Annotated in this window: 10 protein-coding genes; 3 read left to right on the top strand and 7 right to left on the bottom strand. The window is 67.6% G+C overall.

What is annotated here, in order from left to right; translation table 11 throughout:
• Window positions 1–150: 150 nt before the first annotated feature.
• The 7 genes from ACRDUX_RS16945 to ACRDUX_RS16915 form a co-directional block, all read right to left on the bottom strand.
• Complete coding sequence (locus tag ACRDUX_RS16945; RefSeq protein WP_526415179.1) at window positions 151–1,320, bottom strand: FAD-dependent oxidoreductase; 1,170 nt, start codon at window positions 1,318–1,320, stop codon at window positions 151–153.
• 61 nt (window positions 1,321–1,381) lie between these two features.
• On the bottom strand, window positions 1,382–2,299 hold the full coding sequence (locus ACRDUX_RS16940) for an NADP-dependent oxidoreductase (RefSeq protein WP_526415178.1): 918 nt from the start codon (window positions 2,297–2,299) through the stop codon (window positions 1,382–1,384).
• Between the two features lie 46 nt (window positions 2,300–2,345).
• The gene (locus ACRDUX_RS16935; RefSeq protein ID WP_526415177.1) at window positions 2,346–3,281 is read right to left on the bottom strand and encodes a TIGR03619 family F420-dependent LLM class oxidoreductase; all 936 of its coding nucleotides are present in this window, start codon (window positions 3,279–3,281) and stop codon (window positions 2,346–2,348) included.
• Complete coding sequence (locus tag ACRDUX_RS16930; protein WP_526415176.1) at window positions 3,281–4,462, bottom strand: acyl-CoA dehydrogenase family protein; 1,182 nt, start codon at window positions 4,460–4,462, stop codon at window positions 3,281–3,283. Before ACRDUX_RS16930 ends, ACRDUX_RS16935 begins: the two co-directional genes overlap by 1 nt.
• A gap of 87 nt (window positions 4,463–4,549) precedes the next feature.
• On the bottom strand, window positions 4,550–5,410 hold the full coding sequence (locus tag ACRDUX_RS16925) for an alpha/beta fold hydrolase (protein WP_526415175.1): 861 nt from the start codon (window positions 5,408–5,410) through the stop codon (window positions 4,550–4,552).
• Window positions 5,411–5,461: 51 nt separating this feature from the next.
• Window positions 5,462–6,268, bottom strand: coding sequence for an alpha/beta hydrolase (locus ACRDUX_RS16920; RefSeq protein WP_526415174.1), 807 nt, complete (start codon window positions 6,266–6,268; stop codon window positions 5,462–5,464).
• 170 nt (window positions 6,269–6,438) lie between these two features.
• The gene (locus tag ACRDUX_RS16915; protein ID WP_526415173.1) at window positions 6,439–7,038 is read right to left on the bottom strand and encodes a TetR/AcrR family transcriptional regulator; all 600 of its coding nucleotides are present in this window, start codon (window positions 7,036–7,038) and stop codon (window positions 6,439–6,441) included.
• A 113-nt stretch (window positions 7,039–7,151) separates the two neighbouring features.
• On the opposite strand from ACRDUX_RS16915, the gene ACRDUX_RS16910 reads away from it, so the two are divergent.
• From ACRDUX_RS16910 to ACRDUX_RS16900, 3 genes are all read left to right on the top strand, one after another.
• Window positions 7,152–8,129, top strand: a complete 978-nt coding sequence (locus ACRDUX_RS16910) for a helix-turn-helix transcriptional regulator (protein WP_526415172.1) — start codon at window positions 7,152–7,154, stop codon at window positions 8,127–8,129.
• Window positions 8,130–8,319: 190 nt separating this feature from the next.
• On the top strand, window positions 8,320–9,480 hold the full coding sequence (locus ACRDUX_RS16905; protein ID WP_526415171.1) for a cyclic nucleotide-binding domain-containing protein: 1,161 nt from the start codon (window positions 8,320–8,322) through the stop codon (window positions 9,478–9,480).
• Between the two features lie 50 nt (window positions 9,481–9,530).
• Window positions 9,531–10,343: a siderophore-interacting protein gene (locus ACRDUX_RS16900; protein ID WP_526415170.1), complete on the top strand. Its 813-nt coding sequence runs from the start codon at window positions 9,531–9,533 to the stop codon at window positions 10,341–10,343.
• Window positions 10,344–10,423: the final 80 nt, after the last annotated feature.

Below are 10,423 nucleotides of genomic sequence, written 5' to 3'. Positions count from 1 at the left end.
GCCGCTGGAGGTGGTGCTGACCGAGGAGCTGTCCGAGCCGCTGCGGTCCACGTGCGCCGCGTCGGTTGCCGGCCGAGTCCGTACCTACGTGTTGGTGTCGATGGGCCCGGTGTAGATCAGCTGGCGCGTTACGTGGCCCGTGGCGATGCGTCAGCGGTCGTAGTCGGGGAGCGTCGGGTCGGCATCGTCGGACGACGACGTCAACCGAGCCGCCAGGGCGCGGACGGGGGCGGTCCCGGCGAGCCTCACCACGGTGCGAAGGATTCGAACGCCGAGAAGGCTGGTCGGATTGATGATCCTCGGCACCCCCGGCCGCAGCTTCTGTGCCTGGTCGACGAACGGCCGCATCCTCTTCTCGTACGCCGCATATGCGGCCGTGTGATCGGATGCGTCGGCGAGCTCCCCCGCCAGCAGGTAGGCGCCGATCAGCGCGAGACTCGTGCCCATACCACTGATCGGGGTGGCGCAGTACGCGGCGTCACCCACGACGGCCACCCGTCCCTTCGACCAGGAGGGCAGTCGGACCTGCGCGATGCGGTCGACGTAGAGGCTGGACGGGTCGTCGGCGAGACAGGCGAGCACGCGGGGCGCGGCGTTGCCGACGTCTCCGTACACCTCCTGCAGCGCCCGTGCCTGCGCCTTGCGGTTCAGCAGGTCGAGACCCGTTGGCGGAGAGGGGAAGTTGAGACAGGCCCGGGTACTGCCGACGTTGTCGGGCCTCAGCTGCACCGAGCGACCGCCAGTGGTGGAGTACCAGCGCCACCATTGATCGTCATCGGAGGTCGTCGGAATGGTGCAGTAAGCCGTGTAGTAACCCAGATCGCGATAGTCGGGCTCGGAACCGAACACCTCGTTGCGGGTGGTCGATCGGATGCCCTCGGCGACGATGACCAGATCGAAATGGCGCGTCGAGCCCTCTGAAAGGGTGACGTCGACCCCGGTCTCGTCCTGCTCGACCGACTCGATGCGCGTGCCGTAGACGAACTCCACCTCGTCCCCGCACGACTCGATGAGGATGCGGGCCAGCGCCCCGCGCAGTATCTCGAGTCCGGCGGTGGGGCCGTCACCATCCCCGACGGGAAACTCGGCCACCGCCCTTCCCTCGTCATCGACGAAGCGCAAACCCACTTCGCCGGTCCCGCCGGCGCGGACCCGGGCCTCGATACCCATGCGGTGCAGCACCTCCCGGCCTGCGCCGCGGACGTCGACGTTCTGGCCACTGTCCCGCAGTCCCGGTGCGCGTTCGATGACCGTCGGCGCGAGGCCGTACCGTCGTAGCCAGAACGCGAGAGCCGGACCCGCAATACCCGCACCGCTGATCAGAACCGCTCGTTCGGCGATGAGAACTCCTAGAAACGGTTGTGGGACAACGTGTCCGCGGTCAACTGACCGCGATGACGACCTTACCTCGGGCGTGGCCGATCTCGACCGCTGCGATCGCGTCCGCGGCCTCGTCCAGGGGTCGCACGTCCTCCACGTGGGGATCGAGCTTGCCCTCGGCGACGAGAGCACCGACGATCTCGAGGACGCGATGGGTACGGTCCCGCTCGATCATGTGCCCGCCCAGGTCGGCGACGGAAGGATCGCCCGCGCTGATCAGCTTGGTGCGGTCGGATACGAGATCTGCCACCGCCTGCAGTGCGTCGCCTCCCGCGAGATCGAAGATCGCGTCGACGCCGTCGGGAAGGATCTGCTTGATCCTGTCGCTGACGCCGTCGCCGGAGGCAATCAGCGTGGCGCCGAGGGTCTCAACCAGGGTGCGCTTGTCCTCGCTGGCGGTACCGATGACGTTGATGCCGAGGTCCCTGGCGATCTGTGCGGCGGCCACACCGACGCCACCGCCGATGCCGTTGATCAGCAGACTCTGGCCTTCCTTCAGATCCAGTTGCGTGACGCCGTCGTATGCGGTGGCGGCGGCCACGGGCAGCGTGGCTGCGTCGTTGAAAGACACCTGGGGCGGCTTGTGCGCGGCGGCGGCCGCCGTGACGAGGGTGTACTCGGTGTAGCCGCCTGAACCCGGCGCCACCGATCCGAAGATCTCGTCGTTCTCGGCGAAGCCGTCGGCGTCCTTGCCCACCTGACGGACCACGCCCGACACCTCAGACCCGAGGACGGCGGGAAAGGCGCTCGCGCCGGCTCCGCCATAGAGCCCGGAGCGGATCTTCCAGTCGACGGGATTCACGCCTGCGGCACGGACTTCCACCAGCAATTCGCCTGGCATCGGTGTCGGCATGTCGAGGTCGAGGTACTCCTGGACGTCGGCGCCACCGTTGCTGCTGTATCCGAATGCTTTGACCATGGGTAACGCGTACCCGGATGTGGCATGCCGGTAAACCGCGGCGGCATCACCGGGTTACGGCGTGGAAGGCGCCAACCAGTTCGGACAACAGCTCCGTCGCGTGGTGCTCGCCCTTGGGTATCGACAGCGTGAAACGCACATCGGTGACGCCCGCCTCGACCAGGGGAGGCGCCGAGGCGACGGTGGCCTCGACGTCGACCGAGCCGTCCGCGCGCTTGATCGTCTTGGCGTTGCCCTGAACCTGAAGGTGTGCGGGCTGCCCGCCGGCTCCGGCGATCGCATCCTTCATCGCGGTGATCGCGGCCGCGGGGTTGGCGACCGCCGGGCCCCACGGGATCCAGCCCGTACCGAAGCGGCTGAGCCTGCGCGCGACGGCGGAGTTGACCGTGCCGCTCACCCAGATCGGAACACCGCCGTGCTGAAGCGGTTTGGGCATCTGATGGATGCCGTCGAAGGACAGCTCCGGCGCGTCGTAGGACGCCCGCTGCTGCGTCCACAGAGTCTGGCACACCTCGAGGGTGTGGTCCAGCGCTCGCCCACGACGCTCGAAGGACAGGCCCGCGGCGTCGTACTCCTCACGTTGCCAACCGACGCCGACGCCCAGGTCGACCCGCCCGCCGGACAGCACGTCCAGCGTGGCGACCTCCTTGGCCAGCACCACGGGGCGCCGCAGGGCGGCCAACAGGACGGCGGTGCCCAGCCGGATTCTCGTGGTGATTGCGGATATCGAGGTCAGCACGGTCAGCGGTTCCAGCCACTGGCCGTCGGGTCCGGTGGGCTGCCGCCCGCCCGCCACCCCTCCGACGGCAGGGTTGGCGTACGCCTCGGGCGTCTCACCGAAGACCACGTGGTCCGACACCACGACGCGGTCGATGCCCGCGACGTCCATGGCCCTGGCGAGCCCGAGCGTCGCCGACCAGTCGTGGTCAGGGTCGTCGGTGAATGTTCGTAACTGCAGCGAGATTTGGGGGAAGTCCGGCATCAGATCATGGCTCGCAGCGGGCCGGCAGGGTCGACGCCGAAGGAGCTCAGCGCGGAGGCGTGGAAGGTGGTTCCTGGCACGTGGATCGCGTGCGCGAGACCGGTGTGCGCGTCCCGCCAATACCGTTGCAGGGGCTTGTCCATTCTCATCGCGTTGCCGCCCGAGCGGGAGAAGATCTGGTCCACCGCCATCACCGCGCGCCACGCTGCCCGGATCTGCGTGCGGCGGCCCGCGGCCCGGTCCTCGAAGGACACCTCCCCGCCCGAGTCGACGATGTCCCAGATCCGGTCGACGTTGGCGAGCAGTTCCTGGCGGGCGGCATTGATGTCGGCCGCGGCCTCGCCGATGGCGTACAGCACGTAGGGGTCGTCCTTTATCGCGGTCCGCGCGGCGGTGACGCGGTCGCGTTGGTAGTCGAGGTGGGCGGCAAGCGCACCCTCGGCGATGCCGATCACCGCAGCGGTGATGCCGAGCGGGAACATCGTCGACCACGGCATTTGATACAGCGTCTGGCTGAGGCCGGACTCCCGCTGCGTGGTGCCGTCCATCACCTCGGTGGCGTTCATGACGCGGTAGTCCGGGACGAAGGCGTCGCGCACGATCACGTCCTTGGAGCCCGTTCCGCGTAGACCGACGACGTCCCAGGAGTCCTCGACGATCTCGTAGTCCTTGCGCGGCAGGATGACGTGAAACATGGTGGGCGGCATGACGGGTCGACCGTCGTCGCCACCGAGCATGCCGCCGAGGAAGATCCAGTCGCAGTGGTCGGTGCCCGAGCTGAATTGCCATCGGCCGTTGAACACGTAGCCGCCGTCGACGCCTCGCCCTACGCCCTGGGGAGCGTAGGGCGAGGCCATCCACGTGTCCTGGTCCTCGCCCCAGACCTCCTCCTGCACACGCGGATCGGCGTATGCGAGCTGGTAGGGATGCACGCCGACGACGCCGTTGATCCACCCGCTGGCGGGATCGAGTGCGGCGGTCGCCATGACCGTCTCGGCGAACTCGCGGGGGTGCACCTCGAATCCGCCGTACGTCGCGGGCTGCAGCAGTCGGATGTTGCCGACCGACTTGAGCAGCTTCGCGGTCTCGTCGGGCAACCGGCCCAGCCGTTCGGCGTCGGTGGCCTGCTCGCGCAACTGGTCGGCGACACCGTTCAGCCGGTCGATCACCCGTTCGGTCATGTTGCGTCCCCTGCCGTCGTGTGGGTGGCTCGTCGTGTGTGTCTATGGTGGACCCAGCAGCCGTCCGTCGATCGCGAGTTGTGCCAATCAGCTTCGATCGCGGAGCAGAAAGCTCAGCACGGTGCTCTCGAACGCCGCCTTCTGTTCGATCATCACCCAGTGCCCGCAGTTTCCGAACACGTGCAGTTCTGCGTTGGGGATGGTGCGCATCGGGATGAGCGCCATGTCCAACGGGCTGACCCGATCGTCGCGGCCCCACGCCAGCAGCGTGGGCGCCTTGACCTTGTGCATCATCGCCCACGCCGGCGGGGTGTCGGAGGCCTCGGCCATCTTGGCGTACTGAGCGAAGACGTCCTTGCCGTACATGCGCCGCGCGCTGGCCAGCGTCTCCGGGTCGGTCGCCAGCGTCCAACGTTCCTCGATGAGCTGCTCGGTCACCAGGTCCTGGTCGTAGACCATCGACCGCAGCCAGTCGACCAGTCGCTGGCGGGTCGGCTGCTCGGTGAACTCCTGGAGAAGCCTGATGCCCTCACCGGGGCCGGGACTGAAGACGTTGCGGCCGATACCACCGATACTGACGAGCCGTCGAATGCGGTCGGGATGCTTGATGGCGAAGTTGACGCCGATCCCGCCGCCCATCGAGTTGCCGACGACGTCGACGGTGTCCAACCCCAAGGCGTCGACGAAGGTCACCAGTGCCTTCTGGGCGGTGAGCATCGGGTGCCCACCGAAGTCGTCGCTGACGCCGAAACCGGGGAATTCCAGTATCAGACAACGGAAGTGCTCGGCGAAGACCGCGAGGTTGCCACGGAAGTTGCGCCACCCCGTGACACCGGGACCCGAGCCGTGCAGCAGGAGCAACGGGCTGCCCGAGCCGGCTTCGTGGTAGCGCAGCACGCCGTTGGCGGTGGTCAGCTCGCGGAGGGTGTCGTCATGGGTCAGGCTCACCCGTCCTTCATACCGTGCTGCCGGTTTCGCACGACGACGTGGGTCGCGACGCTAGAAGCCCTTGGCCGCCAGCCAATCCAGCGCGACGTTCGCCACCTCTTCCCAGCCGTGGTCGATGGTCAGCGAGTGGCCGCGACCCTCGAAGACGTGGAAGTCGGTGACCGCCTTGCTCTTCTCGTACATGGCGACGACTTCCTTCGTGACCTTCAGCGGCACGGTGTGGTCATCGGTGCCCGACGTCAGCAGCAGGGGTCCGCGATCGGCGAGCCCGGTGTCGACCTTGGCAGGCGAGTGCGGGAAGAAGTTCGCACTGGCACCCTCGAAGAGCGGCTTGCCGGGGCCGGGGATGGTCCACGCCTCGTGCAGTGCGTCGGACTCCTCCTCGGTGAGCATGTTCCCGAAGGCGTAGTGAAACTGCTTGGCGTTCAACGACACCGTGCGGTGCAGGTTGGCGGGGTTGCCCAAGACCGGGAACGCCGACTTCAGCTGCGCGAACGGCAGCGCCTTGACCCCCTTGACGCCCGCAGGGTCGATGGCGACGGCGGCGGCGACCAGGTTGTTGGCCAGCAACTCCTCGGCGATGAGACCGCCGAACGAGTGACCCACCACGACCGGTTTGACGTCGGGTGTGCCGATGAGTTCGGCGTAGTGGGTGAAGATCTGGTCGAGCCCGGCGTCGTTGAGTGCGTCGGGATTCTCGCGGGTGCCTGCGACCGTCGGTGCGTCACCGGGCCAGCCCGGCGCCGACGCTGCGTATCCGCGGCTGGAGAACAGCTCCAGCCATGGCTGCCAGGCCGCGGAATGGATCCACAGACCGTGGATGAAGATGACGGGATTCGGCTTGGTGGGGGAGGTCATGTGTTCGCGACCTTTCAGATCGACGTCGGTGTGACGCCAGCCTGGCATCGGGACCGGCCGATCGCGTCCGCGCGTGGGCATGTGTGCACCTGGGGCAAAGTGCCATTCACCGTCGCAACAATGCGTCGGCATTCACAGGCGCGCAGGCAATCTCGCAGCGCGGCGCTGGGCTACTCGTCGCCGCGTGCGGGCCGCGGCCAGCTCTTGATGTCGGCAGCCATGGTTTCGGCGAGTTCCGCGGCTTGGATGGGATCGATGCGGGAGGTCACCATGATCCCGATCTGGCCGGCGGTGAGTACGTCGGCGGTGCCCTCGACGTCACGCACGGTGCCCGCCGACCCGGCGAGCGACTTGTAGATCGCGGCGCGCACCCGTCTGCGGTAGCCCCGCACCAATGTGGCGGCGGCATCGTCGAGGTCGTTGAGCTCCATGAACGTGTTGAGCATCAGACACCCACGGGTGGCGATCTGATCCGGCGCCGCCCGCAGGAACCGCGCGAGTGACAGGAAGTACTCGACGAGCTCGTCGCGACCCGAATCGGGGGCCTCCATCGGCCCCAACAGCGGTCCGATGACCTCGGTGAGGTAGCTGTTGACCGCGTATCCGAACAGGTCGCGCTTGCTCTCGAAGGTTTCGTACAGGCTCGAGCGACTCAGTCCGGTGGCGGCTTGCAGCTGCGCCATCGACGTCGACGAGTAGCCGCGCTCCCAGAACACGTCGCGGGCCGCGCGCACGACCGTGTCGTAGTCGAACTCGCGTGACCTAGCCATGTCCGTCCATCGTAGGGGTCGGCGGGACTCACCGGTCGACATTCCGGACCGATCGATCTAAAGTTATTCCGGACCGATCGATCTAGTATCGGCACATTCACCGGAGGCCGCTAGTGACGTTGGTCCTCGACACGACCGAATTCCCCGTCACCGACCGCGCCGAGGTGGTGCGCGAGGCGATCGCCACGACGATCGTCCCCGTGGAGATCGCCTGGCCGAACCGGACGACCCGAGTGGCCGCGCGGGGCGTCATCAGTGACCTGGGCCAGCTCACCGTCTGTTCGATCCGGTCGACCGCGCACGTCGTGGAACGCACTGCGCGTCTCGCTCGAGATTCCTTGGAGCCCAGCATTTTTCTGGGTCTGCAGGTGACCGGTTCGAGCATCGTGGTCCAGGACGGCCGAGAGGTCGTGCTCACCCCAGGCAGCCTGGTGGTCTACGACTCGACCGCCCCCTACACCCTGATCGACGACGCCGGCGTGGCCCAGGAGTTCTTCCGGGCTCCGCACTCGGCGCTGGCACTGCCACCCAACCTGATCCGCCAAGCCTGTGCGGTCTCGCTGAGCCCTGGCCATCCCGTCACCGCGCTGACCGCCAACTATCTGGGCAGGCTGGCCGCGAACCCGGCCCTCTTCACCGCACCGAACGCCGAAGCGGTCGGTCACCCCAGCATCGAACTGATCCGCGCGGTCATCACGACGCACCTGAACGCCGAGGAGCGCAGCCGAGAGCCCATGCAGGCGACGCTGCACCTGCGCATCCTCGAGTATGTGCGCACCCACCTCGCCGATTCGGATCTCAGCGCCGAACGCGTCGCGGCGGCGCACTACATCTCGGTGCGCTACCTGTACAAGCTGCTTGCCGAGCAGGACGTCAGCCTGGCGAACTGGATCCGCAGCCATCGCCTCGAAGCGTGCCGCAACGAGTTGGCCCGCGCGGGGCCCGAGCCGCGGCCGGTCGCGGCGGTGGCCCGGCGCTGGGGGTTCTCCGACATGTCGAGTTTCAGTCGAGCGTTCCGCAGCGAGTACGGCCTGTCCCCGAGGGAATGGCGCGACGGACGCCGCACCGAGGACACCGCGCGACCGGTCTAATGCGCAGATCGTGCACGATGCTCGACCCTGCTGTGCACCCGGTGCATCACCGCGGCGACGTAGGCGCCCTACCGGCCCGCCACCGTCACGATGGAGTGCGGAACGCCAACCGGCCACCAGGAGGTGCGATGCCCCACGACCACTCTCGCGCGGACCGAATGCGCGCGATGGCAACGGTATTCGGACGGCGATGAGCGAACAGCCGGAGCTCACCACCGAGCAGTTCGACGGGATCGCCCGCTACGGGTCACCCCGCGAGGTGTCCGTCGGCGAGGTCGTGTTCCAGCCGGGCGACCGGGTACGCGATCTGATCCTGATCGAATCGGGGTGGGTCGAGATTCTGAGCGCACCGCCGGATGCCGGACCGGGTGAGGTCGTCGCCGCCTTCGGGCCCGGCGGCTTCCTTGGCGAGCTGAACCTGCTGACCGGGCAGCCGGACTACCTCACCGCGCGAGTCACCCGGGCCGGGCGAATACACGTGTTGTCGCCGGACCGGTTGCGTCAACTGATGACAGAAGACCCCGACACCTCCGACGTGCTGCTGCGCAGTTTCGTGCGCGACCGCGAGGAGTGGCACAACGACACCGCCGGCAGCGGTGGCATCGAGATCGTCGGGCAAGAGGCGCTGCTGCACAGCACCCCATTGGGCCGCTCGGACCTGCCCGCCGTGCTCACCTCTCAAGAGGTCATCCACCACGCGACGCGCCCGGCAAGGTCGCCAACCGCCGAAAGTACGGTTGTTGAACACGTTTCGCGAGAAGGGGTGCAAACAAGCGTGCACTCGGCGATCATCTCTACCAGAACGAGGAGAGACATGACCACGACCCAGGACCTCGTCGACCGCAATGCGACATTCGCGGCCAACGGATTTCAAGCGGGCCTGACCATCAACCCCGGTGGCAACGTGATGGTGATCGGTTGCGTGGACCCGCGGGTCGACCCAGGGCACGTGCTCGGGCTCGCCAACGGCGAGGCGGCCATCATCCGCAACGTTGGCGGCAGGATCACCCCGGCCACGCTGCGCACGTTGGCGATGCTGAGCAAGGTGGGCCAGGCAAACGCGGAGAGTCGCAGGCCCGGTGACTGGAACCTGATCCTGCTGCACCACACCGACTGCGGGATGACCGATCTGGCGGCCTTTCCCGACCTGCTCGCCGAGTACTTCGAGATCGACGTCGCCGAGCTCGACGCGAAGTCGGTCAGCGACCCCGACGTTTCCGTACGGGTCGACGTGGACGTCATCAGACGCAGCATCCACGCGCCGGCGTATCTGGTGTCGGGGTTGGTCTACGACGTCGACACCGGAGTGGTCGAGGTCGTGGTCCCGCCAACCCAGGTGCCGGTCGACTGAAGCGAGGTGCGCCTGCCACTCACATTGATAATTAGGTTAGCCTGCACTGCATGGCGACTGTCTATGGTTCCGTTGCCGAGGTCACCGGGATCGGGCCGCGGATGCGGCGCGTCGTGTTCGACATTCCGCATCTCGCCGAGTTGAACCTGCCGGGGGCCGGGGACGAGGCACTCGGCATCTACTTTTCAGCTGACACCGACGAGGGACGCAACTACAGCGTCCGGCGCCGGGGCCCAGGTCCGCACCAGGTCACCTGCGACTTCGTCTTGCATCAGCGCGGCATCGCCAGCGACTGGGCGCGGCGGGTCGAGACAGGCGAGCAGGTGATGCTCGACCATGCCCGCAGTTGGTACCGGCCCGAGCCGACGACCCGGTGGCAGCTCTTGATCGCCGATCTCTCCGGGCTGCCCGCACTGGCCCGGATCCTGGACGAACTCCCCGACGATGCCGACGTTTCGGTGATCGTCGAGGTCGCCGAGGAGGCGGATCTCGACTACCTGCCCCAGCGGTCCGACGTGCCGTTCGTGACCAGCATCGGCACCGGCAACGGGCAGGCGCCGAGTCGCCTCACCGAGCTGGCGAGCGCGCACGCCCATCCCGAGGGCCGCGGATACTGCTGGTTCGCCGGGGAGGCGCAGGCGACGCGGGAAGTCCGCAAGCATCTGCGCAGCGACCACGGCTGGGTCGCCGACCAGTACGACATCGTCGGATACTGGCGGTTCGACTCGGAGACGTGGGATCGCAGGTACGAGGCCGTCAGCGACGAGATGGAGGCCGTGTACGAACGAGCGCTGGCCGACGGCAAGGGTGACAAGCTTGCCTCCGAGGAGTACGACGAGGCGCTCGAGAGCGTCGGGCTCTGACCGTTGGACATCGCGACGACCGCCGAGGGCGACACGGATCTCGCCCGTGCACCAGGTCGCGGGCCGCGCCGTCGGCATCG

The organism is Mycobacterium sp. (assembly GCF_050701675.1).
Classification (GTDB): Bacteria; Actinomycetota; Actinomycetes; order Mycobacteriales; family Mycobacteriaceae; genus Mycobacterium.
This window is presented reverse-complemented; position numbering and strand designations above follow the sequence as displayed.

Excerpts from the sequence above, each read along its gene's own strand:
- ACRDUX_RS16940 (WP_526415178.1), bottom strand. The coding sequence starts at position 2,299 with ATGGTCAAAGCATTCGGATACAGCAGCAACGGTGGCGCCGACGTCCAG.
- ACRDUX_RS16935 (WP_526415177.1), bottom strand. The coding sequence starts at position 3,281 with ATGCCGGACTTCCCCCAAATCTCGCTGCAGTTACGAACATTCACCGAC.
- ACRDUX_RS16930 (WP_526415176.1), bottom strand. The coding sequence starts at position 4,462 with ATGACCGAACGGGTGATCGACCGGCTGAACGGTGTCGCCGACCAGTTG.
- ACRDUX_RS16920 (WP_526415174.1), bottom strand. The coding sequence starts at position 6,268 with ATGACCTCCCCCACCAAGCCGAATCCCGTCATCTTCATCCACGGTCTG.
- ACRDUX_RS16915 (WP_526415173.1), bottom strand. The coding sequence starts at position 7,038 with ATGGCTAGGTCACGCGAGTTCGACTACGACACGGTCGTGCGCGCGGCC.
- ACRDUX_RS16905 (WP_526415171.1), top strand. The coding sequence starts at position 8,320 with ATGAGCGAACAGCCGGAGCTCACCACCGAGCAGTTCGACGGGATCGCC.
- ACRDUX_RS16900 (WP_526415170.1), top strand. The coding sequence starts at position 9,531 with ATGGCGACTGTCTATGGTTCCGTTGCCGAGGTCACCGGGATCGGGCCG.